We start from the raw sequence: 24,359 nt of genomic DNA on the forward strand, positions 1-24,359 counted from the left end.
AAGATGATCCGGTTCGTCGCGGGTCGGAGCGAGGCTGACGGCACCACCTCTGGTGTCGTGGCGGATCTCCGGCGTGTGCTGCCGGGACGTGGTGCTTGGTTGCACGCCTCCGCTGACTGCGGAGCGCTTGCTCTCAGGCGCAAGGCGTTCCCTCGGGCGCTCCGTGCGTCGAAGGACATCGAGCTGAGTGACTTGACCGAAGCGTTGGGATCCGTGTCCCACGCGAGCACGACACGTCGACAAGGAAGCGGGTTGTGAAGCCGATGGGCACCCGATGAGTACTCAGCGATGAGTTCCCAGTACTAACGACGGTCCTCCCTGCCTTGGGTGGACCAAGACAGGAGAGTTGTGGCTAAGGTCCGCGTCTACGAGCTCGCAAAAGAGCTCGGGGTGGAAAGTAAGACAATCATGACCAAGCTGACCGAGCTCGGTGAGTTCGTACGGTCAGCATCATCAACCATCGAGCCCCCGGTGGTTCGCAAGCTCCGCGACGCCTTCCCGGTGTCCGAGAGCGCAGCCAAGCCTGAGGCGAGCAAGCCCGCAGGCCCGCGTCCGGCCAAGCCGGCCGCCGAAGCTGCACCAGCCCCCACGGCCCCCGCGCCGGTGGCTGCTGCCAGCCCTGCTGCTCCAAGCCCCGCCGTCCCGGCACCTGCCGCCCCGGCACCCGCTGCTGCGGCGCCGGCTGCACCCGCGCCGTCGGCCACCGCTGCCCCGGCAGCAACGCCCGGACCCAAGCCTGCCGCCGCGGTCCCCGCCCGGCCGGCCGAAGCGGCCCCGGCCGCCCCGGCCGCAGGCGCCCCGGCGCCTCGCCCCGGCAGCCCGCGTCCTGGCAACAACCCCTTCGCGACGAGCCAGGGCATGCCCCGGTCCGGCGCACCTCGCACGGGCGCCCCGCGTCCGGGCAACAACCCGTTCGCCACCAGCCAGGGCATGCCTCGCCCCGGCCAGCGTCCGGAGCGCACCGAGCGCACCGACGGCAACGTCAACCCTGCCGCTGCGGCGTCGAACACCGGTGACCGTACCGGTGGACCTCGTCCTCCCGCACCGCGTCCGGGTGGCGCACGCCCCAACCCCGGCATGATGCCCGGCCGCAGCGCGGCCGTGGGTCGTCCCGGCGAGCGTGCTCCGGCCGGCGGTGGCGCAGGTCGCCCCGGTGGCGGCGCAGGCGGCGGCCGCGGCGGGTTCTCCCGTCCCGGTGGTGGCACCGGTGGACCCGGTGGCGCAGCCGGCGGTCCCCCCGGAGCGGGTGGCGGTTTCGCCGGTCGTCCCGGTGGCGGCGGCGGTCGTCCCGGCGGCGCCGGGCGTGGCAGCACGCAGGGTGCCTTTGGTCGTGCCGGAGGTCGCCCCGTCCGTGGACGGAAGTCGAAGCGGGCCAAGCGCCAAGAGTTCGAGCAGATGCAGGCACCGTCGCTCGGCGGCGTCCAGGTTCCCCGCGGAAACGGCAAGACCGTCGTCCGTCTGCGTCACGGCTCCTCCCTCAACGACCTCGCCGACAAGATCGACGCGAACCCCGCGAGCCTGGTCACGGTGCTCTTCCACCTCGGTGAGATGGCGACCGCGACCCAGTCCCTCGACGAGGACACGTTCGGCACGCTCGCAACCGAGCTCGGCTACATCATCGAGATGGTCTCGGCCGAGGAAGAGGACCGCGAGCTTCTCGGCGGCTTCGACATCGACCTCGACGCCGAGCTGGACGCTGAGGGCGACGCCGAGCTCGAGACACGTCCTCCGGTCGTGACCGTCATGGGCCACGTCGACCACGGTAAGACGCGACTCCTCGACGCGATCCGTCGCACCGACGTCGTCTCCGGTGAGGCGGGTGGCATCACCCAGCACATCGGTGCCTACCAGGTGCACCACGAGCACGAGGGCATCGACCGTGCGCTGACCTTCATCGACACACCGGGCCACGAGGCGTTCACCGCCATGCGTGCCCGTGGTGCCCAGGTCACCGACATCGCGATCCTCGTGGTCGCAGCCGATGACGGCGTCATGCCGCAGACCATCGAGGCGCTCAACCACGCCCAGGCTGCCGGTGTGCCGATCGTCGTCGCGGTCAACAAGATCGACAAGGAGTCTGCGAACCCGGACAAGATCCGTCAGCAGCTCACCGAGTACAACCTCGTGGCGGAGGAGTACGGCGGCGACACCATGTTCGTCGACGTCTCGGCCATCAAGGGGCTGAACATCGACGAGCTGCTCGGCGCGGTCCTGCTCACCGCAGACGCCTCGCTCGACCTGCGTGCGAACCCGAACAAGGACGCCCGCGGTGTGGCGATCGAGGCGAACCTGGACAAGGGACGTGGTGCGGTCGCGACCGTGCTCGTGCAGTCCGGGACGCTCCACGTCGGCGACTCGATCGTCGCCGGTACGGCCTACGGCCGCGTCCGTGCGATGTTCGACGAGCACGGCGAGGTTGTCGTGGCAGCGACGCCGGCCCGTCCGGTCATGGTGCTTGGTCTGACGTCCGTGCCGCGCGCCGGTGACACGTTCCTCGTGGCTCCGGACGACCGCACGGCTCGCCAGATCGCCGAGAAGCGTGAGGCCGCCGAGCGGGCAGCCCTCCTGGCCAAGCGTCGCAAGCGCATCAGCCTCGAGGACTTCACCCAGGCGCTGCAGCAGGGCAAGGTCGAGACCCTCAACCTCGTCCTCAAGGGAGATGTCTCCGGTGCCGTCGAGGCGCTCGAGGACGCTCTGCTGAAGATCGACGTCGGCGACGAGGTCGAGCTGCGCGTGATCCACCGCGGTGTGGGTGCCATCACGCAGAACGACGTGAACCTTGCCACGGTCGACAACGCCGTGATCATCGGCTTCAACGTCAAGACCGGCGAGCGGGTGGACGAGATGGCCGACCGCGAAGGCGTCGACATCAAGTTCTACTCCGTCATCTACCAGGCGATCGACGATGTCGAAGCAGCGCTCAAGGGCATGCTCAAGCCCGAGTACGAAGAGGCGCAGCTCGGCACCGCGGAGGTCCGCGAGGTCTTCCGCTCGTCGAAGTTCGGAAACATCGCGGGTTGCCTCGTGCGCTCCGGCACGATCCGTCGCAACACGAAGGCACGTGTCCTTCGTGGCGGGACGGTCATCCAGGACAACCTGTCCGTCGAGTCGCTCAAGCGGTTCAAGGACGACGCGACCGAGGTCCGTGACGGCTACGAGTGCGGTATCGGACTCGGCTCCTTCAACGACCTGCGTGTCGACGATGTCATCGAGACCTTCGAGATGCGCGAGAAGCCGCGTTCCTGAGTTCTCATCCCTCGCCGGTCCCGGCGCGGCGCTCACCCGAGTGCCGCGCCGGGACCGGCGTCGTCGTCTCCCGACGCACCCGTCGGGGACGTGCATGCCCACGAAAGGAAGCTGTCATGGTTGACCACCCCCGCGCGCGCAAGCTCGCCGAACGCATCCAGGTGATCGTCGCCCAGATGCTCGACACCCGCATCAAGGACCCGCGTCTGGGTTTTGTCACCGTCACGGACGTCCGGGTGACCGGTGACCTGCAGAACGCCTCGGTGTTCTACACGGTCATGGGCACGGAAGAAGACCGTGCGGGCACTGCCGCCGCGCTCGAGAGCGCCAAGGGCATGATCCGTTCCGAGGTCGGCAAGCAGACCGGGATCCGGCTCACCCCGACCCTCGAGTTCCACCTCGACTCCGTCCCCGAGACGGCCGAGAAGTTCGGCGAGCTGCTGCTGGAGGCGCGCCGCCGCGACGCCGAGCTTGTCGCGCTGCGGGAGAACGCCACGTACGCCGGCGACGAGGACCCGTACAAGAAGTCCGGCGACGAGGCGGACGAGGCCGACGATGTCGTGGCCGTTCCGACGACCCCGGCCGATCCCGCTGCCCCCGGCTCGGCTGCCACCGGTTCGCCCGCGCTCTGACGCCCGACCAAGGAGTCTTCATGACCCCCCTCGACCCGCGGGCCCCTCGCGAGCGTCGCCCCAGCGCACCGGACGGGTTTGTCGTGGTCGACAAGCCCGCGGGCTGGACCAGCCACGATGTCGTCGCGCGGATGCGCGGCCTGGCCGCGACCCGCAAGGTCGGCCATGCCGGGACGCTCGACCCGATGGCCACCGGTGTGCTGGTCATCGGTGTGGGGCGGGCGACCCGCCTGCTGACCTACGTGGTCGGTGAGGACAAGGAGTACGCCACGACGATCCGGCTCGGCATCGCCACCACGACCGACGACGCCGAGGGCGAGGTGACCACCACGTCCGGTGCGGGCGCCGTCGAGCAGGCGGCGCTGGCCCGCGCCGTGGCGGCGCTGACCGGGGAGATCCTCCAGGTGCCGAGCTCCGTCTCGGCGATCAAGGTGGACGGCCAGCGTGCCTACGCACGGGTGCGCGCGGGGGAGAGCGTCGAGCTCGCCGCGCGTCCGGTGACCGTGAGCCGCTTCGAGGTGACCGCTCAGCGCCCCGCGATCGTCGACGGCGTGGCGGTGCTCGACGTCGACGCGACGGTCGTGTGCGCCTCAGGGACCTACATCCGGGCTCTCGCCCGCGATCTCGGCGCCGCGCTCGGCACCGGCGGTCACCTGACCATGCTCCGCCGCACCCGGGTGGGCGGCTATCACCTGGCAGCCGCACAGACCTTGGAGTCCCTTCAGGCCCAGGTCGACGACCGGGGCGTGATCGAGGTGATGGCGCTGGCCGACGCGGCCCGTGCGACGTTCCCGGTCCGCGAGCTCAGCGATGACGAGGTGGCCGCGCTCGGCTACGGCAGGCGGCTCGTGCCGCTCGGGGTGGCCCGGGGCATGCACGCCGGCATCAGCGGCTCGAACGAGCTCATCGCGCTCCTCGAGGAGTCCGAGGAACGCTCCCAGCCCGTGGTGGTGTTCGCCCCCGCCGTGTGAGGTCCGTCACGGCGCCCATGAGGCGTGCGCCGTTCGTCCGTCCCAGCACGGGGTCGCGTTCCACCGCAACGGGGTGGGCGTGGCAGGCTGGTCCCTGCGGTTCCCGCCGCGTCGATCGTCAGGAGCTCGTGTGCAGCGTTGGAATGGTCTGAGCCAGGTCCCCCCCGGGGTGGGCCCGTCCGTGGTGACCATCGGCAACTTCGACGGTGTCCACCGCGGGCACGCCCTGGTCATCAGCCGGCTCATCGACCGCGCCCGGGACCTCTCGGCGCGGTCGGTCGCGATCACCTTCGACCCGCACCCGGCCCAGGTGCACCGCCCCGCCGAGGCCCCACCGCTCATCTGCGGCCTCACCGATCGCCTCGACCTGCTCGAGAGCACCGGTCTGGACGCCGTCCTCGTGCTGCCCTACACCCTGGACTTCGCCCGGCTCACCCCGCGCGACTTCGTCGCGACGTACATCGTCGGTGCGCTGGGCGCTCGGTCTGTGGCGGTCGGCCGTGACGTGCGGTTCGGCCTGAACAACTCCGGCACGCTGACCACGATGATCGAGCTCGGTCAGGAGCTCGGCTTCACGGTCGAGGTGATCGACGACGCCGGCACCGACGGCACCGACGGCACCGCACGCTGGTCCTCCTCGGCCGTGCGCGACCTCCTGCTGGCAGGGGACGTCGGCGCGGCGGCGCGGGTGCTGGGGCGCCCGCACCGGCTGCGCGGCGTCGTCGTGCACGGGGACGCGCGCGGGCGCGAGCTCGGCTTCCCGACCGCGAACCTCAGCCAGGAGGTGCAGGGCATGGTCCCCGCCGACGGCGTCTACGCCGGGTGGGTCCGCCGGCCCGCGACCGACGACGTCACGCTGCCGGCCGCGATCTCCATCGGCACGAACCCGACCTTCGACGGTGTGGCCCGGCGGGTCGAGGCCTACGTCCTGGACCGGACCGACCTGGACCTGTACGACGAGGAGATTCTCGTCGAGTTCGTCGCGCACCTGCGACCCATGCTGCGCTTCGACGGCCTGGAGCCGCTCATCACCCAGATGCACGACGACGTCGCCCGCGCCAGGGAGATCCTGGCCGGCGGACCCGCCGGCGGGTAGGGCACGAGTGCGGGGGGAGCGCGGTGACGGGCGTGGCTGCTGATGCGGGGATCCCCGGGCAGCCTGCGGTGCTGTGCGCGCGGGACCTGAGTGTCGGCTACGCCAGCACCCCCGTCTGCGCCCCGGTGGACGTCACGGTCGGCGCGGGGCAGATGCTCGCGATCATCGGCGCGAACGGGAGCGGGAAGTCGACGCTGCTCCGGGCTGTCCTGGGTCTGATGGAGCCACTTGCCGGAACTGTCCAGGTGCTCGGTCATGACGTGGACGAGCGTGAACGGTCCTTCCGCGCGCGGGTCTGCGGAGTCCTGGACGGTGACGCCTACTTCCCGGGCCTGACCACCCGGGAGCACCTCGTCCTCACCGCCCGCGGGCACGCGGTGCGGACCGCGGGGACCGTCGTGGACCAGCTCCTGGACCAGTTCGGCCTCACCGACCACGCGAACGCCTTCCCTGAGTCGCTGTCCTCGGGCCAGCGACGGCGGCTGCTGCTCGCCGCGGGATTCGCCCGACCGCGTCGGCTCCTCGTTCTCGACGAGCCCGAGCAGCGCCTGGACGTGCGCATGCGTCGTGCGCTCGCACGGATGCTGCGGGCGGATGCCGACCGCGGCGTGAGCGTCGTCTACGCCACCCACGACGCCGAGCTCGTCCGGGGCACCGGCGCACCGGCGCTCCTGGTGGCCGACGACGCGTGCGTCGTGCTCAGCCCCGCCGACGCCGTGGCAGCGCTGGCCCGCGGGCTGTGATGCTGCCCCGGCTCCAGACCGACCCGGACGAGGAGTTCACCGGCGCGGAGATCGTGGAGCTGACCGCCCGGGTGACCGCGTCGCACCGCCGCCGCGGGGTCGCTGAGGCGCTCTCGGACGCCGTCTCCGTGGTCACCGCGGTCGCCGTCACGATCGGCTTGGTGATCGGTGCGGCCGGGATGGTCCGGGACCTGCTGCTCGTGGCGCCCAGCGTGTCCGCCGTGCCCGGGCTCCCGCTCCCCACGGTGAGGGTGCTCCTGCTCGTCGCAGGTGCAGCGTTGGCGACCGGGCTGGCGGCGCGGCTCGGGCCGCTCGCCGTGTCCGGGGCGGGCCTGCGCTGGTGGATGTCGATGCCGGTGGACCGCAGAAGCCTGCTCACCCCGCGGTACGTGCAGGCGTTGCTGGCGTGGACGGTCGCCGGGGCTGCCGGTGTCATGATCCTGACAGCATCGACAGGGGTACCCGTCTCGGCGCGGAGCCTCATCACGAGCGCCACGACCGGGGCGGTGGGCGCGGCGCTCCTCGTGACGCTTGTCGGCCTCGCCCAGCGACGGCGGGTGGTGGTGGCCGCGGTGGTGGTCGGGTGCGACCTGGTCCTCGCGCTCACGCCAGTGCTCGGTGTCGGCCTGCTGGCGGTGGGGGCGACCGGGGTGGGGCGTGACGACGCTGGTTGGTGGATCGGTGGGTGGCCGGTGTGGACGGTGCTCGCTGCGCTCAGCGCGAGCGTCGCCCTTGGGGCGTGGAGGTGGCACCGGAGACTGGAGCAGCTGGGCGCCGTCGCGCTGACGCCCGCGACGGCGGTGGCCGCGCGCGCGGGCACCGCCGTGCTGTCCCTCGACCTGCGTGAGCTCGGGCAGGCGCTGGACCGCCCGGGCCAGCCCCGTCCGCCTCGTCGGTCCGGTGAGCACCCGTGGGTGCGGGGGCCGGTGACAGCGCTGCTGGCCACCGAGGTGGTGGCGGTGGCCCGGAACCCGATGCTGGTCGTGCAGGTGCTGGGACTGGGTGCGCTGATCGTGCTCATCCAGGAGATCCCCGTGCTCGCCGACGGCCTCGGGCGGGCGGTCGTGCTGCTGGCCGGCGGGCTCCGGTGTGCCCAGCTCGGCGCGCAGGGAGCACGGTCCGCGGAGGTCTCTCCCGTGCTCGACTCGCTGCTGCCGCTCAGTGCCCGGGCGACCCGGCTGGTGCGCGCCGTCGTGCCTGCTGCGGCTGCCTTCGTGGGACTGGTCGTGGGGTGCCTGCCGGCGGTGGTGGCTGACCCACGATGGCTCGCTCTCCTGGCGGCCGGTGCGGGGTGCCTCGGCGCGGGCGCCGTGCGTGGTGCGTACCGGCGCCCGCCCGCCTGGTCCGCCCCGCTCTTGGCGACCCCCGCGGGCGCGGTACCGACCGGGGCACTGACCGTGGTCACGAGGGGACCTGACCTGGCCGCCGTGGGCATGGTCCCGTTGCTCGTCGCTGTCGTGGCGGAAGCGCCAGGATGGGGGATCGTGGGGCTGCAGGTGCTGTTCTCGGCCGGAGCGCTGGCGGTGTGTTCGTCGGTCCGGCGGGGGAGTGTGTGAGGGGGAACGGAGGCGTGGTCTTCTGCCGGTGCGTCAGGGTCGTGGGCGCGTCACGTCCCAGACGTGATGGACGACGTCGTGCACGAAGTAGCGGGCAAGGGAGGCGACCGTGAAGCGTGATCCGTCGCTGCGCAGGCAGGTGCGGATCGCCGCGTCCGCGGGGATCTCTTCGAGGAGGATCGCCAGTGCCTCGCCAGCCGTGACCAGCTGGTCGCCGACGACGCGTGGGTCCTGCTCGCTGTAGCGACCGGTCAAGGCCGCGGCGTCCTGGTCCCAGTCCTCCAGGATCGGGTCCTCCTCGGTGAGCATCCGGGTGAAGCGACCCGTGAAGACCACCATGACGTCCCGGACGTGAGCCCCGTACTCCAGGGCGGACCATGTGCTGTCGTCGGGGCGGTCCTCTGCGTCGATGCGGTCAAGGATCGTGGGCCAGCTCGCCGCGGCGGCCCGCAGCAGGCTCGGGACGTCGGCGAGCGGCACGGCCGAGGCGTCGAAGCTGCAGTCGGGGCAGGCCCGCTCGGTGACCCAGGTCCAGTTCTTCGTGTCTGGTGAGATGCTCATGGCCGCAGCATATGCGTCGTGCCGGGGCGACGCGGGGCGCCCGGTGCGGTGGGGAGGTCACCGGGGGACGGCGGCGGATACCTCACTCGACGTCTGTGCGGTGATCCGGCCGTCCGCCAGGTAGACCCGGTCAGGGACCGAGGCGAGCGTGGCCTCGTCGTGGGTGACGATGATCGTGGCCGCACCGGACTGCCGGGTGAGCGTGGTGATGAGGTCGACGATCTGCAGGCCACGGTCGTGGTCGAGAGCCGACGTCGGCTCGTCGACGAGGAGGACCTCGGGGGAGCTCATCATCGCCCGCGCGATCGCGACGCGCTGACGCTGCCCGCCCGAGAGCTGCGCGGGACGCTTCGCCGCGCACGAGGCCATCCCGACGGCGTCGAGCAGGTCCATCGCTCGGGTACGGGCAGAGCGGGGGCTCCTGCCCTGCAGGTGCGCCATGAGCTCGAGCTGCTCCACAGCGGTGAGGGAGTCGATGAGCTGGGGCTGCTGGAAGACGATCCCGATCCGCTCCCGTCGCAGCCGGGCGCTCGACGCGTCGGGCGCGGCCTCGGGGTGCCCGGGCGGGGCGTTGACGACGTCCGAGCCGATGCGCACGAGACCGCGCGTCGGGCGGGTGAGCGTCGAGGCGACCGCGAGCAGGCTCGACTTGCCCGACCCGGAGGGGCCCAGTACCGCGGTCGTGGTGCCGGGGGCGACGGTGAGGCTGACGTCGTCGACCGCCACGAGGTCCCGATCGCCGTCGGGGTAGGTGAGGGTGATGTGGTCGAGGGTGAGCATGGGGAGCCTTTCGGGCGGGTGGGTTGCGGGGTGTGCGGGGTGCGGCTATCGGGCGGCGAGGGCGGCGTGCGGGTCGATCCGGGTGATCCGGGCGACCGCGAGCAGCGCGCCGACCAGGCCGAGGGCAGCGAGGAGCAGGGCGGGGACGAGGATCGTGGAGGCGCCGATGACGACCGGCATGACCCGCGCTGCGACGAGGCCGAGACCCGTGGCGAGCAGGGCGCCGGCGCCGGTGCCCAGCGCGAGCACGATGAGCGCCTGGCCGATCGCGTCCTTGAGCAGGTACCCGCTGGAGGCGCCGAGGGCTTTGAGCACCGCGACGTCGCGGCCGCGGTTGATCGTCCACACCGTGAAGAACGCGCCGACGACCAGCGCTGAGATCGCGACGAGGAAGGTCTGCATCATGGTGAGGGAGAGGTTCTCGGCGGCAAAGGAGCTGATCGCAGAACGGGCGCCGGTCAGCCCCAGCGTCTGGGTCTTCAGGCCCGAGTCGGCCGCGGCGACGACCCCGGCGGGCAGTGCCGCACCGTCGGTCGTCCGCACCGCGACGACCGTGGCGACGAGACCGGTGGTGGGGGTCACTGCCGCGCCGCCTCCGCCCTCTCCGCCGCTTTGGCTGCTCTCGCCGCTAGCGCCCCGCGCGCCCACGGACTGCCAGTCGGCGAGGGAGATCCAGACGACGGGGGTGTGGGCGTACTCGACGTCGGAGGCGGCGACGCTGTCCACGGTGAATGAGCGTGGTCCGATCGTCAGCGCATCGCCGGCCCTCGCTCCGAGCGCCTCTGCGGCGCCCGTGGAGAGGATCACCGCGCCGTCGGCGACGGTGCCCGGTGCGAGCACGGAACCGGGCAGCAGACCGAAGGTGGTCACCGCGGCCGTCGTGTCGGCCACACTGGCCCGGGTCTGCGCGACGCCGAGCGGCTCGGCGCTCTCGACCCCGGCGACCTGAGTCCAGCCCTGCCACTGCGACGGGTCGACCTGGGACTCGGTGAAGCTCGGATCGGCTCCGGCCGCCTGCGAGAAGGCCAGGTGCGTGGCGGGAAGGTCGGTGATCCCGGAGGTGCTTGCCCTGCCGAGGCCGGCGGTCAGGCTCGCGAGGAAGCCGACGAGCACCGTGATGAGCGCGATGACGGACGTCATGAGGATGAAGCGACCCTTGGCGAACCGCAGGTCTCGGAGTGCGACGAACATGGTGGTCCTCTTGTGGGTCGTGGGGCTTTCTGCTGCTCCCAGCCTTCCGCGGTGGTGCCGATCGCAGATCAGGCGGGTGGATGCTCCGTCCCCGCCGCAGGGTTGGCCCCGGGGTCAGTCCTTTGGTTGATGTGGCGTGGGCGGGTGTCGGTACGGTGGACCGGTGAACCCCCACAGCGTCATCCAGGCCGCCCGCGGGCTCCAGGTCGGGCTCGACGTCCTCGTCGGCGCGCTGCTCGTGCTGCTGGTCGGGACGACCCTGGCCGACGGTCGGGCGCACAGCGGCTGGCTCGCGATCGCCGTCATGTCCTTCGCCGGGGTCTACGTGGCCGGGCGGATGTTGGTCCGCGTGAGCGACCGATCGGTCGATGCTCCGCGTGGGCAGCTCTGGCCGGGCGGGGCGTGGGTCATCGCGCTCGTCGTCACGTGGGCCGGGCTGCTGCTGCTCAGCGACGCCGCGCTGTGGATCGCGTTCCCGCTGATGTTCCTGCAGATGCACGTGCTCGGCCCCCGGCGCGGGGTGCTGGCCGTGACCGGGACGACGCTGCTCGCTGTCGGAGGTGCCCTGCACAACGGGCTGACGCCCGTCGGGTCGGTCTTCGGTCCGGTCGTCGGGGCCGCGGTGGCAGTCGGTGTGGTGCTCGGGTTCGAAGCGGTCGTGCGGGAGTCCCAGCAACGTCAGGTGGTCATCGCCGAGCTCACCCGCACGCGGTCCGAGCTCGCCCGTGCCGAGCGCGAGCAGGCCACCGCCCATGAGCGTGAGCGCCTGGCGCGGGAGATCCACGACACCCTCGCCCAGGGCTTCTCGTCCATCAACCTCCTGCTGCGGGCGGCGGACCGGTCTCTCGAGGACGGCGACGTGCCCACAGCCCGGGAACGGATCGCCGTCGCGCGCGACGCAGCGCACGAGAACCTCGACGAGGCGCGGCGGGTCGTCAGGGCGCTGGCCCCGTCGGGTCTGGAAGCCACCTCGCTCATCGGTGCGCTCGAGCGCCTGGCGGCGCAGTCGACCCAGCGGTCGGGCATCGACTGGCACGTGCGCGTGACCGGGGAGCCGCGGGCGCTGCCCCTGACGGTCGAGGCGACGCTGCTCCGGGTCGCGCAGTCCGCGGCGGCGAACGTCGTCCAGCACTCGGGTGCGACGCGCGCGGACCTCACGGTGACGTACCTGGACGACGGCGTCGCGCTCGACGTGGTCGACGACGGGTGCGGCTTCGATCCGCTCCGCACCGCTGGGTCGGCTGCGGTGCCTGCGGGAGAGGGCGTGGGGGAGGGGGTGCGGGAGACAGTGACGACGGGCGGATTCGGGCTGACTGCCATGCGGTCGAGGCTCACCGAGCTCGGCGGGACGCTGACCGTGGAATCCTCGTCCGGGGAACGTTCGGGGACGGCGCTCGCGGTGTACGTGCCGCTCACGGAGGTCGTGGAGGCTGGGGCGTCAGGTTCAGCGTCAGCGTTGGCGGCGTCGGGGACGGCATCGGCGGGAACGTCAGGGACGATGCACGAGGAGACGAGGACATGGCCATGACCAGGACGGAAAACGGCAGCGCGGGCGTGGGACCGGTACCCGGTGCGGGGCCAGGACGCGATGGGATGGCCGGGCCGGTGGCCGGGACCGTGGCGGACGCCGCAGGCGTCACTGGGCTCGCCGTCGTGCTGACCGACGACCACCCGATCGTCCGGGCGGGCTTGCGCGCCGTGATCGACGCCGAACCGGACATGTCCGTGGTCGCGGAGTTCCCGACCGCTGAGGACCTGCTCGCTGCGGTCCGTGGAGGGCTGCGCGCTGACGTCATCTGCCTCGACCTGCGGTTCGGACAGGGACGGATGACCGGGTCGCGGGCCGCAGCCGAGCTCAGTGCGATGGCTGGACCGCCCGTTCTCATCCTCACCACCTACGATTCCGATGCCGAGATCCTCTCTGCTGTCGAGGCGGGTGCGACGGGCTACCTGCTCAAGGACGCACCGACCGAGGAGCTGACCACGGCGATCCGTGCGGCGGCGGCCGGTCAGGTGGCACTCGGGCCTGCCGTCCAGCGCAAACTACTGGGACGGTTGCGCACCCCGTCGGTGTCGTTGACCCGGCGGGAGCTCGAGGTGCTCGCGCTCGTGGCGGCCGGACGGTCCAACGACGAGGTCGCGGCCGAGCTGTTCCTGTCCCGGGCGACCGTGAAGACGCACCTGGTGCATATCTTCGACAAGCTCGGAGTGCAGTCCAGGACCGCCGCGGTGGCGCGTGCGCGTGACCAAGGGGTGCTGGCCGAGCGATAGGGCTCGGCAGGCTGAGCGACGGTGGCGTGACTAGAACGGCGGGATGTCCGGGAACCGGGTCCGCGGCCTGGGCGGTTCAGGTGAGTCGGGGTCTGGTGGTGGGTCGGTACCTTGATCGCCGCCATGGTCTCCGTCGTGGTCCCCGCTGCGTCCGTGGTGGGCGTCGGTGGTGGTGTAGGTCCGTCCGGAGGGCGCGGTCCAGCGCACGCTCGCGCCGAGGGGGCTGCTGGTTCCGAGGGAGCTGCCCGTCCCGGGTGGGGTGGTGATGATCTGGGCGTTCCATCGGGTGCGGTGTCGCATGCGGTGGTGTGTGCGGCAGAGGTGGATGAGGTTGGTCTGGTCTGTTGTTCCGCCGTGGGCCCAGTTGGTGACGTGGTCGATGTCGCAGCGGGTGGCTCTGCGTGCGCAGCCGGGGAAGCGGCAGTGTTCGTCTCTGAGGCGGAGCCAGGCTTTGAGGTCGGCGGGGATGGTGTAGCGGTCGCGGTCGACGCCGAGGATGGCTCCGGTGTGGGGGTGGGTGAGGATGCGTAGGAAGGACGGGGCCCGCCCGCAGAGGTCTCGGGCGGTGTCGGGGTCGATGGGTCCGTAGCCTTCGAGCTCGGCGGGTGCGTCTGCGCCCAGGAGCGTCAGGACCGGGACGGTGACGGCGACGGTGGGGCGGATGCCGCGCATCGAGGTGCGCAGGCGCCGGCGATCCTCCGCGGAGCCAGGACCGTCCCCGTCAGCCCCGTCAGCCCCGTCAGTCCCGTGATCTGGTTCGCTGGTGCTGTCGTTGTGCCCGGTGCCCTCCGCGCCAGCCGGGTTGCTCAGGGCGTGGGTGAAGGCGTCGTGGGCGTCGTCGTCGAGCATGACGGCGGTCAGGGTGTCGGCGCGCAGCTGGGGCAGGGTGCGTCCGTCGTCGGGGTGCTGCAGGGACGCGGCGACGTCGGAGACCCTGTTGAAGATGGCGTGGGCTTGGGTGGCGGGCAAGAACGCGTGCAGCCACGCCATGCCGTCGACGTCGGGTTCGATCAGGACGGTGCGCCCGGTCGTTGCCGTCTCGTGGCGTACGACCAGGGGTACGGGGTCCAGGCGGTCGCGTTCGCGGGTGGCGGCCCGCTTGAAGACCGAGACGGTGAGGAGTTTGGCGCGGGGGATGAGGGTCTTCTCCGCTCGTGCCCGGGTGTGGGGGTCGAGGCCGGCGATGTGGTTGATCATCACCTGGGTGTGGCGGTAGGTGATCGACCCTTCAGCCAGTGCGGTGGCGGTGGCGGGGAGGTCGGTGGCTAGGACGTGGGCGTCGTCGAGCAGGTGCGCGGCGGTGGTGTGGGGCAGGTGCAGGGCGCAGGCCAGCTCTGCGGTGACCTCGCCCAGGTCGAGGTCTGGGTCGCCGGGGTCAAGGGTCAGTTCACTCGGGTCCAGGGAGGAGGTGCGCAGCTCCTCGATGAGCGCCGACCGCATGGCCGTCATGGAGTTGATCATCTGATCAGCGGTCACCACGGCGGCCAGCAGCCCCGCCCGTGCACCCCCACCGGAGGTGTCGTCGTCGTCGCACATCAGGTTCTCAACCATGGTTTCGAACCTACATCTGGCCACTGACATTCCTTGGTGAGCCCATGTCTGCACGCAGCGCGACCACCGGAGGGCACGTCCACCGGACCCGCCCACCCAGGCCTGGCAGCGGCGTCGTGCATCCCGTTCTGCTCCATGGGACGACGCTATGCCGAGGGTCTGACATTCTGCGGAGCCCCTAGCCCCGCCGGCTAGGGACATTCGAGGCCACCCCCCGTCCGCGGACCATCCCGCGGTGCTGCTAGACTTGCCTCGCCGTTAGATCGGCCGCGGATCGATAGTGCTCGGGTGGAAATGCCCCGGGCGCCGCGCAACGATACACAACAAGGAGAACCGTGCCCCTCGACTCTGCCACCAAGGCGTCCATCATGACCGAGTTTGCCACCACTGAGGGCGACACTGGTTCGCCTGAGGTTCAGGTTGCGATGCTCACGCAGCGCATCAAGGACCTCACCGAGCACCTCAAGGAGCACAAGCACGACCACCACAGCCGTCGTGGTCTGCTGCTTCTCGTCGGAAAGCGCCGTCGCCTCCTCGGGTACCTGCAGAAGGTTGACATCAACCGTTACCGCAGCCTGATCGAGCGCCTCGGTCTGCGTCGCTGACAGCATGTTTCATAGCCCGGTCCCTCGCAATTCTAGGGGCCGGGCTAGTTCGGTATAACTGAGTTACGCCTGAACACGTACTACCCACTCCGGTCCGTCTCGGATGCTCTCGTCCGGTCCTCGGTAGTGGTTCCCGGTAGCAGTGCGCCTGTGCGCCAGACCTGTTCCGAGGACCTCGATCGAAGACCGCCAGGGCACAGCGCGGCGGATCCTTCGTCAAAGAGGAGGGCACCCATGGAGGGTCCCGAGATTGAATTTGAAGAAATCACCATCGACAACGGTCGCTTCGGCAACCGGACCGTCCGCTTCGAGACCGGCCGCCTGGCCCGTCAGGCTGCCGGCTCCGCCGTCGCCTACCTCGACGGCGAGACCATGCTGCTCTCGGCCACGACCGTGGGCAAGCACCCCAAGGAGCAGTTCGACTTCTTCCCGCTGACGGTCGACGTCGAAGAGCGCATGTACGCCGCCGGTCGCATCCCCGGATCGTTCTTCCGCCGCGAAGGACGCCCCAGTACCGAGGCCATCCTCACCTGCCGCCTGATCGACCGCCCGCTGCGCCCGACCTTCACGAAGGGCCTGCGCAACGAGGTCCAGGTCGTCGTGACCGTCCTCGCGATGCACCCCGACGACGCCTACGACACCCTCGCGATCAACGTCGCGTCGCTGTCCACGCAGCTGTCCGGCCTGCCGTTCTCCGGCCCCGTCGGAGCCGTGCGCATCGCGCTCGTCGACGGCCAGTGGGTCGCGTTCCCCAAGTACTCCGACAAGGAGAAGGCCGTCTTCGACATGGTCGTCGCCGGTCGTGTGGCTGGTGACGACGTCGCGATCATGATGGTCGAGGCCGAGGCCACCAACAACTCCTGGAACCTCATCAAGAACGAGGGCGCCATCGCCCCGACCGAGGCGATCGTGGCCGAGGGACTCGAGGCCTCCAAGGTCTTCATCCGCCAGCTGTGCGAGGCGCAGGCTGCTCTGGCCGCCCGGTCCGCCAAGCCGGTCCGGGAGTTCCCGCTCTTCCTGGACTACCAGGACGACGCGTACGCCGCCATCGAGGCCGAGTCCTCCACCGAGCTCGCCAAGGCGCTCACCATCGCGGACAAGCAGTCCCGCGAGACCCGCCTGGACGAGATCAAGGCCGCCGCCCTGGCCACGCTCGCCGACCGCTTCGAGGGTCGCGAGAAGGAGCTGTCCGCAGCCGTCCGCTCCGTGACCAAGCACCTCATCCGCCAGCGTGTGCTCACCGACGGCATCCGCATCGACGGACGTGGCCTGGCCGACATCCGCACCCTGTCCGCTGAGGTCGAGGTCGTCCCCCGCGTCCACGGTTCGGCGATCTTCGAGCGCGGGGAGACCCAGATCCTGGGCATCACCACGCTGAACATGCTCCGCATGGAGCAGCAGATCGACTCCCTCGGCCCGGAGACGCGCAAGCGCTACATGCACAACTACAACTTCCCGCCGTACTCGACCGGTGAGACCGGTCGCGTGGGCAGCCCCAAGCGTCGTGAGATCGGGCACGGCGCACTCGCCGAGCGCGCCCTCATGCCGGTGCTGCCGAGCCGCGAGGAGTTCCCGTACGCGATCCGTCAGGTGTCTGAGGCTCTCAGCTCCAACGGTTCCACGTCCATGGGCTCGGTCTGCGCCTCGACCCTGTCCCTGCTCAACGCTGGTGTGCCGCTGCGCGCACCGGTGGCCGGCATCGCCATGGGCCTCATCTCCGACACCGTCGACGGCAAGCCGCGCTACGCGGCCCTGACCGACATCCTCGGAGCCGAGGACGCGTTCGGCGACATGGACTTCAAGGTCGCCGGAACCCGTGAGTTCGTCACGGCCATCCAGCTCGACACCAAGCTCGACGGCATCCCCGCCTCGGTCCTCGGTGGCGCGCTGACCCAGGCCCGCGACGCACGCTTCGCGATCCTCGACGTCCTCGCCGAGGCGATCGACGTGCCCGACGAGATGAGCCCCTTCGCTCCTCGCGTCATCTCGGTCCAGGTCCCCATCGACAAGATCGGCGAGGTCATCGGCCCGAAGGGCAAGATGATCAACCAGATCCAGGAGGAGACCGGCGCGGACATCTCCATCGAGGACGACGGCACCGTGTACATCGGTGCGGTCGACGGCCCGTCCGCAGAGGCCGCGCGCGCGGCGATCAACGCGATCGCCAACCCGCACGTGCCGGAGATCGGTGAGCGCTTCGTCGGGACGGTCGTCAAGACCACGTCCTTCGGTGCCTTCATCTCCCTCTCCCCGGGCAAGGACGGACTGCTGCACATCAGCCAGATCCGCAAGCTCGTCGGTGGCAAGCGTGTCGAGAACGTCGAGGACGTCCTGGCCATCGGCCAGAAGGTCCAGGTCGAGATCGGTGAGGTCGACCCTCGCGGGAAGCTCTCGCTGCACGCCGTGATCGACGAGGCAGCCGGCGACGACGCGGCCGACGCGGGGCAGGCAGACGCCTGACGTGCCCTGGAACCTTCCGCTCGCCCCTGCCGGTTCGCCGGAGAACGAGCTGACCGCTGGGCAGGACGGTGCGACGATCCGTCGCTCCGTCCTGCCCGGCGGGGTTCGGGTGCTCACCGAGCACATGCCGGGCCTGCGCTCGGCGACGGTCGGCGCCTGGGTGGGTGTGGGCTCGCGCGACGAGACCAGCGGCCACTACGGCTCGACCCACTTCCTCGAGCACCTGCTGTTCAAGGGGACCCAGCGCCGCACCGCGATGGACATCGCCGAGGCCTTCGACGCCGTTGGCGGTGAGGCCAACGCGGCCACCGCGAAAGAGCACACCTGCTACTACGCGCGGGTGCTGGACTCCGACCTGCCGATGGCCGTGGACGTCATCACCGACATGGTCACCTCCGCCCGGATCGACGAGGCGGAGCTCGAGACCGAACGAGGAGTGATCCTCGAAGAGCTCGCCATGAACGACGACGACCCCACCGACGTCGCGCATGAGGAGTTCGCCGCGGTCGTGCTGGCCGGGCACGCCCTCGGGCGTCCCATCGGCGGGACACCGGACACCATCAACGCCGTCCCCAGGTCGGCCGTCTGGGATCACTACACGGAGCACTACCGTCCGGAGACGCTCGTCGTCACCGCGGCGGGCGGCGTCGACCACGACGCCCTGTGCGCCCAGGTGGCGGCCGCGCTGTCCGACGGCGGCTGGGACCTCGCCGACGGCGCCTCACCTCGCGCGCGGCGCGACGCGAGCGACATCACCGGGGTGGGGGAGATCGGTACCGAGCTCACCATCCGGCGCTCCGTCGAGCAGGCGAACGTCGTCATCGGCTCCACCGGGATCTCCGCCACGGACGACCGGCGGTTCATCCTGTCCGTGCTCAGCGCCGTCCTCGGTGGTGGCATGTCCTCGCGCCTCTTCCAGGAGATCCGCGAGAAGCGGGGGCTGGCGTACTCGACGTACTCCTTCGCCTCCGGCCACGGCGGGATCGGCACGTTCGGCCTGTACGCCGGGTGCACCCCGGCAAAGGTCGACGAGGTCAGCGCGCTCCTGGTGAGCGAGCTGGAACGCCTCGCCGACTCCGGGATCACCACGGCCGAGCTCGTGCGCAGCGTCGGTCAGCTCTCCGGCGGTCTCGTGCTCGGGCTGGAAGACTCCGGCTCGCGGATGAGCCGCCTGGCCAAGGCGGACCTGGTGACCGGTGAGCTGCTCAGCGTCGCCGAGTCGCTCGACCGGATCCGGTCGGTGACCGGGGAAGAGGTCCAGGCCCTGGCCAAGGACCTCGCCTCACGGCCCCGCTCGACCGTCCGGGTCGGACCCTTCGGGGACTGACACCGGGACGCTCCTGGGACCGATGGTGCGGCCGACTGCGCGAGCAGCCGGCCGCACCCATGTCCGGACTGCAGCCCACGACGACCACCCCGCCCGATAGACTCCGCCGGTCGACATCACGTGTCTGCCAGGAGGGTCCGACATGCTGAGCTTCATCACCGGGATCGGGCTGGCCGGTGCGGCCGGGCTCAACGCCTACGTCCCGCTCATCCTCGTCGGCCTCCTCGCCCGATTCACCTCGGTCGTGACCCTGCCGCCCGCATGGGAGTGGCTGACCAACGAGTGGTTGCTCGGCGGACTCGCCGTGCTGCTGGTCATCGAGGTGGTCGCGGACAAGATCCCCGCGGTCGACTCCGTCAACGATGTCATCCAGACCGTCGTGCGCCCGGGTGCGGGCGGCGTCGTGTTCGGTGCCGGATCGGCGTCCCAGACCTTCGCGGTGGACAGCCCCTCCGACGTCCTCGCGACCGAACGCTGGGTGCCGATCGTGGTCGGTGTGCTCATCGCTCTCGGCGTGCACCTGCTGAAGTCCTCGGTGCGCCCGGCCATCAACCTCGCGACTCTCGGCGTCGGCGGGGCGGTGGTCAGCACCTTCGAGGACGGCGCGTCGGTCGGTATGACCCTGCTGGCCCTCGTGCTGCCCGTGATCGCGCTCCTCGCCCTCGGCGCGGGGCTCGTCCTGGCGATACACCTGTGGCGTCGTGCCCGACGCCGTGCAGCTGGCCTGGGAGCGTCGGGTAGCGCCGCGCACCGCTCGCCCTAGAAAGCCCCGTGCGGCCCCGGGAGGTTCAGTGCGACAGCATCGCCTCGGCGCGGTCCGCGAAACGGTGCCGCGAGGTCGCGGCGAATGCTCCGAGGAGCGTGAGCACGACGATGGAGATGCGGCCGGTGTGGAGGAGGGTCAGCTCGAGGATCGCGGGGAGGAGGACAGTGACGGCCACGACGACACGCCAGGTTGTGGTGTGTGGACCGGCGGGCCGTCGGCCGGACAGCCACCCGGCCCAGATCGCGAGCCAGGCCAGCAGCGCCGCGTCGTCTGTGAGGCCGGACCACCAAGGGTCCCAGCCGCCGAAGGCCATCTGGAGGCCGCCTACAGCGCTGAAGGCGATGAGGGTGGTGATGATGCTCAGCGCAGCGACGACGAGGGCGATCGCCGTGCGCCGCGTATCGAGGGCGAGGGCCTGGGTGGCCGTGGTGGCCCTGATGACGAAGGACTCGTCCGCGCTGGTGCCCGGCAATCCGATCGATGAGTCGGCAGGAACGCGTTCGGGCGTCGGGACACGCACAGCGTCGACGCTCGCCGTGGCGGTGCTATCGCGACTGCGCCTCGTCGACCACGACGTCGAGCACCACAGGAGGATGGTTCCCACCCAGATCGTTGCCACTGCGAGCCACTCCTGCGCAAGCGCCAGGTACGGCTGTCCGATGAGGACCACGGCGGTGACCACTCCCAGCGCGATGAGGCTTCGCAGAGGATGGCGGCGCAGGAGCTGGGCGCCGATGGCCGAGCACAGCAGACTGAAAGCCGCCATTGTTGCTGCCGTCGTCGCCACCACCGGGAGGTAGTCGCGAGGTCCAAAGATGTACCTCGGGATCGGGGTGATGTGGTTTGCAGTGGTAGGTATCGGGGCCAGGTGAATCATCTCGTCGATCGATCGGTACTCCGCCGCGGCGCCCGCCGCGGCACTCACCGCGGCGACGGCGATGACGACAATCAGGAGCCAGCGTCGCGACAGCGTGAATCCGACGTCGACCTGCGAGATCGTGGCCCGTTCGGTCATGCCGCTGGCCTCAGTCCGGGTGATCGCGTGGCCACGGCTTCGAGCATTGCCAACCTGACGAATCGTGTACTCGTAGTATTCACGCACGTTCATCGACAGGGAACATGCCGCTCTTGACCGTCCCGCCGAGCGAGAGTATCCGAACGTCCCGGACAGCCAGATACCCTTGGCGGGTGACTGACTCAGCTTCTCAGACGATCAAGGTCGCGGTGCTCGGTGCCGCCGGCCGCATGGGCCAGACGGTGTGCGCGGCGGTCGAGGCTGCCCCCGATCTCGAGCTCGTCGCGCGCTTCGACGCCGGCGACGACTTCTCCGTCGTGGCGAGCTCGGGCGCGCAGGTGGCGGTCGACTTCACCGTCCCGACCGTGACCGAGGCGAATGTCCACGCGCTGATCGACGCCGGGATCAACGCCGTCGTCGGCACCACCGGATGGACCGAGGAGTCCCGGGGGCGGGTGAGCGACCACCTGGCCCAGGACGTCCCCGCAAGCCAGGGGGTCGGCGTGCTCATCGCCCCGAACTTCGGCCTCAGCGCCGTCCTCGCGATGACCTTCGCGGCCAAGGCCGCGCGCTACTTCGAGTCCGTCGAGGTCATCGAGCTGCACCACCCCGACAAGGTCGACGCCCCGAGCGGGACCGCCCGGCACACCGCCGCGGCGATCGCCGCCGCGCGCGCCGAGGCCGGTATCGCCCCCAGCCCGGACTCGACCGAGACGGGCGTCGAGGCCCGCGGGGCCGACGTCGACGGCGTCCGCGTGCACGCGGTACGCCTGCGCGGGCTGGTCGCGCACGAGGAGATCCTCTTCGGCAACGTCGGTGAGCAGCTCATCATCCGGCAGGACTCCTTCGACCGGGCGTCCTTCATGCCGGGCGTGCTGCTGGCGATCCGCGAGGTCGTCTCTCGCCCAGGCCTGACCGTGGGCCTGGACAACGTCCTCGACCTGTCCTGAGCGCGCGATGAACAAGAAGGCGCTGCTCGGCGCCGTGGCGGTGACGGCTCTCCTCGCGCTGTACGTCTACGCGATCTGGGGGCGCGCTCAGGCGCTCATGGAGACCGGTGAACCCGTCGGCATCGCGATCGGCGTGGGTGTGCTCATCATCCCGGTGCTCGCGGTCGGGCTCATCGCCCGCGAATGGTGGTTGGGCGTCGTCGTGCAGCGGATGGCCGACGAGCTCGCCCAGGCCGGGGAGCTCCCGGTCGACGACCTGCCCCGGTCGCCCGGCGGGCGCATCGACCGTGACGCGGCCGACGCGGCCTTCGTCGTCATGCGCGAGCGGGTCGAGGCTGATCCGGAGAGCTGGAAGGCCTGGTACAACGTCGCCTTCGCCTACGACGCCGCCCGCGACCGCAAGCGCGCCCGCGCCGCCCTGCGCACAGCAGCCCGCCTCTACAAGACCCGCTGACCCCGCTGAGTGCGGGACAATACGCGCTTTGCCCGGCGTGTCGCGGGTATTTTCCAGCACTCAGCGGGACCGGCGGGGGGTCAGAGGGCGGCGGTCCAGCGGGACTCGGTGACGTCGCGGAGGCCGGTGGCCAGGGTGCGACGTCGGCCGTCGGGGCCCAGGCCTGCGCCGGCGAGGAACTGCTCGCGGGCTGGGTCCTCGTCGAGGACCCAGGTGCTGAACTCCTGCGCGCCGTCGGAGCGGATGCGGTCCACCGCGGCTGAGAGCAGCCGCGACCCGTGGCCCGAGCGCTGCTCGGCGGGCAGCACCTCGAGCGCGACGAGCTGACCGGGTCCCACCGCGGCGAAGCCGACGACGTCGGCCCGGTTGCAGGCGACGAACACGGCGAAACCGGGTCCGGGCGGGGCGGTGATGGCCGCAGCCCACTGCTCGCGCATGCGGGGGACGTCGAGGGAGTCGATGACCTGCTCGCCGAGCACGCTGTCGTGCGAGATCCGCCACGCCGCGAGCTGGATGTCGGTGACCGCGTCGACGTCCTCGGGCTGGGCCGGGCGGACGGAGACGTCAGCAGATTCTGTGAACAGTGCCATGCGGCGACCCTACCGCGCGGGGCCGGCAGCGCCCGCGCCCGTCCTCAGCCCGCGCCCACCCAGCGCCCAGCCCGCGCCCACCCCACGCCCAAGTCGCCGGCCTCACATCGCGACGTACACCGTCTCCAGGTACTCCTCGATCCCGGCCTCCCCGCCCTCACGGCCGAGCCCGGAGTGCTTCAGCCCGCCGAAGGGGGCGCTCGCATCGGAGACCAGTCCACGATTGATCCCGATCATCCCGGCCTCGATCTCCTCCGTCAGGCGCATCGCGCGGCCGACGTCGCGGGTGTAGGCGTAGGCCACGAGCCCGTACTCGGTCCCGTTGGCCAGCTCGAGAGCCTCCGCCTCGGAGCCGAAGGTGACGACCGGGGCGACCGGACCGAAGGTCTCCTGGGTGACCACGAGCGACTCCCGTGAGACGTCGGAGAGCACCGTCGGGAGGTAGAAGTGCCCCGTGCCCGACGGCGCGCGACCACCGATCCGCACCCGCGCGCCGTCGTCCACGGCGCCCTGGACAGCAGCGTCGACCGCGTCGACGGCGCTCGCCTCGATGAGCGGCCCCACGGTGACCTCGGGCACCGACCCGTCACCCACGACGAGGGAGGCGAACGCGACCCGCAGCCGGTCGGTGAACTCTGCGGCGACGGAGGCCTCCACGAGGAACCGGTTCGCCGCCACGCAGGTCTGGCCGGAGTTGCGCAACTTGGCGACCATCGCCCCGGCGACCGCCGCGTCGAGGTCGGCGTCCGCGAAGACGAGGAACGGCGCGTTCCCGCCGAGCTCCATGGACGTGCGCAGCACCCCGGTGGCCGCCGACCGCAGCAGACTCTGCCCCACCGGCGTCGACCCGGTGAAGGACAGCTTGCGCAGGCGAGGGTCGGCCAGGACCGGTTCGGTCACCGCGGCCGAGGACGACGTCGCCACGACGTTGATCACGCCCGCGGGCAGCCCGCGCGAGACGAGCGCCTCCCGGATGATCTCGGCGAGGTAGAGCGTGGTGAGCGGCGTGAGCCGGGCGGGCTTGATCACCACGGTGCACCCGGCGGCCAGGGCCGGGGCCACCTTGCGGGTGACCATCGCCAGCGGGAAGTTCCACGGCGTGATGAGCAGCGCCGGACCGACCGGTCGGCTGCGCACGAGCTGGGTCCCCGTGCCCGACGGCGCCGCGCGCACCAGGCCCGGTGAGCGCACCGCCTGCTCGGCGTACCACCGGAGGAACTCGGCGCCGTAGGTCACCTCGGCGCGGGACTCCGCGAGCGGCTTGCCGCACTCGGCGGTGATGAGCGCGGCGAGGTCGCCGGCGCGGGCGGTGACGACGTCGAACACCTCCCGCAGCACCTCCGACCGCACCCGCGGGGCGGTGGTGCGCCACACCTGCGCGGCGCCCGCCGCGGCGTCGAGTGCTCGCATCCCGTCCGCGGGGCTCGCGTCGGCGACGTCGAAGAGGGACTCCTCGGTCGCGGGGTTGCTCACCTCGAAGGTGGCTCCGGTGGAGGAGGGTGACCACACGCCGTCGATGAGGAGCGTCGTGGGCAGGTGCGCGGCGAGGGTGGGTGGGATGCCGGAGGAGTCCATCTGACCAGTATTGCTTCGC

The 24,359-nt window shown here is 71.1% G+C and carries 22 protein-coding genes; 15 read left to right on the forward strand and 7 right to left on the reverse strand.

Features of this window, described 5'->3' with window-relative positions; translation table 11 throughout:
• Positions 1-3 precede the first annotated feature (3 nt).
• The 7 genes from ACWA15_RS07300 (at position 4) to ACWA15_RS07330 (ending at position 8,244) form a co-directional block, all read left to right on the forward strand.
• The gene (locus ACWA15_RS07300) at positions 4-258 is read left to right on the forward strand and encodes a YlxR family protein (protein ID WP_464058886.1); all 255 of its coding nucleotides are present in this window, start codon (positions 4-6) and stop codon (positions 256-258) included.
• A 90-nt stretch (positions 259-348) separates the two neighbouring features.
• Positions 349-3,246: a translation initiation factor IF-2 gene (gene infB, locus ACWA15_RS07305; protein ID WP_464058887.1), complete on the forward strand. Its 2,898-nt coding sequence runs from the start codon at positions 349-351 to the stop codon at positions 3,244-3,246.
• Positions 3,247-3,362: 116 nt separating this feature from the next.
• Complete coding sequence (gene rbfA, locus ACWA15_RS07310) at positions 3,363-3,878, forward strand: 30S ribosome-binding factor RbfA (RefSeq protein WP_464058888.1); 516 nt, start codon at positions 3,363-3,365, stop codon at positions 3,876-3,878.
• Positions 3,879-3,898: 20 nt separating this feature from the next.
• Positions 3,899-4,849, forward strand: coding sequence for a tRNA pseudouridine(55) synthase TruB (truB, locus tag ACWA15_RS07315; RefSeq protein WP_464058889.1), 951 nt, complete (start codon positions 3,899-3,901; stop codon positions 4,847-4,849).
• A 130-nt stretch (positions 4,850-4,979) separates the two neighbouring features.
• Positions 4,980-5,945 (forward strand): bifunctional riboflavin kinase/FAD synthetase, encoded by a 966-nt coding sequence (locus ACWA15_RS07320; RefSeq protein ID WP_464058890.1) that lies wholly within the window; start codon positions 4,980-4,982, stop codon positions 5,943-5,945.
• A gap of 32 nt (positions 5,946-5,977) precedes the next feature.
• Entirely contained in the window at positions 5,978-6,688 is a 711-nt protein-coding gene (locus ACWA15_RS07325) for an ABC transporter ATP-binding protein (protein WP_464058891.1), read from the forward strand.
• Positions 6,688-8,244, forward strand: a complete 1,557-nt coding sequence (locus tag ACWA15_RS07330) for a DUF6297 family protein (RefSeq protein ID WP_464059439.1) — start codon at positions 6,688-6,690, stop codon at positions 8,242-8,244. Before ACWA15_RS07325 ends, ACWA15_RS07330 begins: the two co-directional genes overlap by 1 nt.
• A 33-nt stretch (positions 8,245-8,277) precedes the next feature.
• Here the strand turns inward: ACWA15_RS07330 and ACWA15_RS07335 are convergent, their stop codons facing one another.
• From ACWA15_RS07335 to ACWA15_RS07345, 3 genes are read right to left on the reverse strand one after another with little or no spacing between them, the layout of a single operon-like run.
• Positions 8,278-8,805 (reverse strand): DinB family protein, encoded by a 528-nt coding sequence (locus tag ACWA15_RS07335; protein ID WP_464058892.1) that lies wholly within the window; start codon positions 8,803-8,805, stop codon positions 8,278-8,280.
• 57 nt (positions 8,806-8,862) lie between these two features.
• The gene (locus ACWA15_RS07340) at positions 8,863-9,585 is read right to left on the reverse strand and encodes an ABC transporter ATP-binding protein (RefSeq protein ID WP_464058893.1); all 723 of its coding nucleotides are present in this window, start codon (positions 9,583-9,585) and stop codon (positions 8,863-8,865) included.
• A 45-nt stretch (positions 9,586-9,630) separates the two neighbouring features.
• On the reverse strand, positions 9,631-10,776 hold the full coding sequence (locus ACWA15_RS07345; protein WP_464058894.1) for an ABC transporter permease: 1,146 nt from the start codon (positions 10,774-10,776) through the stop codon (positions 9,631-9,633).
• A 163-nt stretch (positions 10,777-10,939) separates the two neighbouring features.
• Here ACWA15_RS07345 and ACWA15_RS07350 point away from each other — a divergent pair, with 163 nt between their 5' ends.
• Both ACWA15_RS07350 and ACWA15_RS07355 read left to right on the forward strand, forming a co-directional pair.
• Positions 10,940-12,304 carry a sensor histidine kinase gene (locus ACWA15_RS07350; protein ID WP_464058895.1) on the forward strand — a complete coding sequence of 455 codons (1,365 nt, stop codon included), beginning with the start codon at positions 10,940-10,942 and terminating at the stop codon, positions 12,302-12,304.
• 65 nt (positions 12,305-12,369) lie between these two features.
• Positions 12,370-13,047: a LuxR C-terminal-related transcriptional regulator gene (locus ACWA15_RS07355; RefSeq protein ID WP_464059440.1), complete on the forward strand. Its 678-nt coding sequence runs from the start codon at positions 12,370-12,372 to the stop codon at positions 13,045-13,047.
• 30 nt (positions 13,048-13,077) lie between these two features.
• On the opposite strand, the gene ACWA15_RS07360 is transcribed toward ACWA15_RS07355, so the two are convergent.
• The gene (locus ACWA15_RS07360) at positions 13,078-14,598 is read right to left on the reverse strand and encodes an HNH endonuclease signature motif containing protein (RefSeq protein WP_464058896.1); all 1,521 of its coding nucleotides are present in this window, start codon (positions 14,596-14,598) and stop codon (positions 13,078-13,080) included.
• A 335-nt stretch (positions 14,599-14,933) separates the two neighbouring features.
• Here ACWA15_RS07360 and rpsO point away from each other — a divergent pair, with 335 nt between their 5' ends.
• From rpsO to ACWA15_RS07380, 4 genes are all read left to right on the forward strand, one after another.
• Positions 14,934-15,203 (forward strand): 30S ribosomal protein S15, encoded by a 270-nt coding sequence (gene rpsO / locus ACWA15_RS07365; RefSeq protein WP_464058897.1) that lies wholly within the window; start codon positions 14,934-14,936, stop codon positions 15,201-15,203.
• A 234-nt stretch (positions 15,204-15,437) separates the two neighbouring features.
• A complete protein-coding gene (locus ACWA15_RS07370) occupies positions 15,438-17,663 on the forward strand; it encodes a polyribonucleotide nucleotidyltransferase (protein WP_464058898.1) in 2,226 nt (741 codons plus the stop codon).
• A 1-nt stretch (position 17,664) separates the two neighbouring features.
• Complete coding sequence (locus ACWA15_RS07375) at positions 17,665-18,990, forward strand: M16 family metallopeptidase (RefSeq protein ID WP_464058899.1); 1,326 nt, start codon at positions 17,665-17,667, stop codon at positions 18,988-18,990.
• A gap of 142 nt (positions 18,991-19,132) precedes the next feature.
• Positions 19,133-19,753, forward strand: coding sequence for a DUF4126 domain-containing protein (locus tag ACWA15_RS07380; protein ID WP_464058901.1), 621 nt, complete (start codon positions 19,133-19,135; stop codon positions 19,751-19,753).
• A 25-nt stretch (positions 19,754-19,778) separates the two neighbouring features.
• On the opposite strand, the gene ACWA15_RS07385 is transcribed toward ACWA15_RS07380, so the two are convergent.
• Complete coding sequence (locus ACWA15_RS07385; protein ID WP_464058903.1) at positions 19,779-20,771, reverse strand: hypothetical protein; 993 nt, start codon at positions 20,769-20,771, stop codon at positions 19,779-19,781.
• Positions 20,772-21,001: 230 nt separating this feature from the next.
• On the opposite strand from ACWA15_RS07385, the gene dapB reads away from it, so the two are divergent.
• Both dapB and ACWA15_RS07395 read left to right on the forward strand, forming a co-directional pair.
• Positions 21,002-21,721 carry a 4-hydroxy-tetrahydrodipicolinate reductase gene (gene dapB, locus ACWA15_RS07390; RefSeq protein WP_464059441.1) on the forward strand — a complete coding sequence of 240 codons (720 nt, stop codon included), beginning with the start codon at positions 21,002-21,004 and terminating at the stop codon, positions 21,719-21,721.
• Between the two features lie 7 nt (positions 21,722-21,728).
• Positions 21,729-22,175: a hypothetical protein gene (locus ACWA15_RS07395; RefSeq protein WP_464058904.1), complete on the forward strand. Its 447-nt coding sequence runs from the start codon at positions 21,729-21,731 to the stop codon at positions 22,173-22,175.
• An 80-nt stretch (positions 22,176-22,255) separates the two neighbouring features.
• Here the strand turns inward: ACWA15_RS07395 and ACWA15_RS07400 are convergent, their stop codons facing one another.
• Both ACWA15_RS07400 and ACWA15_RS07405 read right to left on the reverse strand, forming a co-directional pair.
• Entirely contained in the window at positions 22,256-22,765 is a 510-nt protein-coding gene (locus ACWA15_RS07400) for an N-acetyltransferase family protein (RefSeq protein WP_464058905.1), read from the reverse strand.
• Positions 22,766-22,867: 102 nt separating this feature from the next.
• Positions 22,868-24,340 carry an NAD-dependent succinate-semialdehyde dehydrogenase gene (locus tag ACWA15_RS07405; RefSeq protein WP_464058906.1) on the reverse strand — a complete coding sequence of 491 codons (1,473 nt, stop codon included), beginning with the start codon at positions 24,338-24,340 and terminating at the stop codon, positions 22,868-22,870.
• Positions 24,341-24,359 lie beyond the last annotated feature (19 nt).

The sequence above is a fragment of the Sanguibacter sp. TS_SC_8 genome (assembly GCF_055361235.1).

What these genes read in the sequence shown, in the direction of transcription:
- ACWA15_RS07300 (WP_464058886.1), top strand. Translation starts at nt 4, where the DNA reads ATGATCCGGTTCGTCGCGGGTCGGAGCGAGGCTGACGGCACCACCTCT.
- rbfA (WP_464058888.1), top strand. Translation starts at nt 3,363, where the DNA reads ATGGTTGACCACCCCCGCGCGCGCAAGCTCGCCGAACGCATCCAGGTG.
- truB (WP_464058889.1), top strand. Translation starts at nt 3,899, where the DNA reads ATGACCCCCCTCGACCCGCGGGCCCCTCGCGAGCGTCGCCCCAGCGCA.
- ACWA15_RS07330 (WP_464059439.1), top strand. Translation starts at nt 6,688, where the DNA reads ATGCTGCCCCGGCTCCAGACCGACCCGGACGAGGAGTTCACCGGCGCG.
- ACWA15_RS07335 (WP_464058892.1), bottom strand. Translation starts at nt 8,805, where the DNA reads ATGAGCATCTCACCAGACACGAAGAACTGGACCTGGGTCACCGAGCGG.
- ACWA15_RS07340 (WP_464058893.1), bottom strand. Translation starts at nt 9,585, where the DNA reads ATGCTCACCCTCGACCACATCACCCTCACCTACCCCGACGGCGATCGG.
- ACWA15_RS07345 (WP_464058894.1), bottom strand. Translation starts at nt 10,776, where the DNA reads ATGTTCGTCGCACTCCGAGACCTGCGGTTCGCCAAGGGTCGCTTCATC.
- ACWA15_RS07355 (WP_464059440.1), top strand. Translation starts at nt 12,370, where the DNA reads ATGGCCGGGCCGGTGGCCGGGACCGTGGCGGACGCCGCAGGCGTCACT.
- ACWA15_RS07360 (WP_464058896.1), bottom strand. Translation starts at nt 14,598, where the DNA reads ATGGTTGAGAACCTGATGTGCGACGACGACGACACCTCCGGTGGGGGT.
- ACWA15_RS07370 (WP_464058898.1), top strand. Translation starts at nt 15,438, where the DNA reads ATGGAGGGTCCCGAGATTGAATTTGAAGAAATCACCATCGACAACGGT.
- ACWA15_RS07380 (WP_464058901.1), top strand. Translation starts at nt 19,133, where the DNA reads ATGCTGAGCTTCATCACCGGGATCGGGCTGGCCGGTGCGGCCGGGCTC.
- ACWA15_RS07385 (WP_464058903.1), bottom strand. Translation starts at nt 20,771, where the DNA reads ATGACCGAACGGGCCACGATCTCGCAGGTCGACGTCGGATTCACGCTG.
- dapB (WP_464059441.1), top strand. Translation starts at nt 21,002, where the DNA reads ATGGGCCAGACGGTGTGCGCGGCGGTCGAGGCTGCCCCCGATCTCGAG.
- ACWA15_RS07395 (WP_464058904.1), top strand. Translation starts at nt 21,729, where the DNA reads ATGAACAAGAAGGCGCTGCTCGGCGCCGTGGCGGTGACGGCTCTCCTC.
- ACWA15_RS07400 (WP_464058905.1), bottom strand. Translation starts at nt 22,765, where the DNA reads ATGGCACTGTTCACAGAATCTGCTGACGTCTCCGTCCGCCCGGCCCAG.
- ACWA15_RS07405 (WP_464058906.1), bottom strand. Translation starts at nt 24,340, where the DNA reads ATGGACTCCTCCGGCATCCCACCCACCCTCGCCGCGCACCTGCCCACG.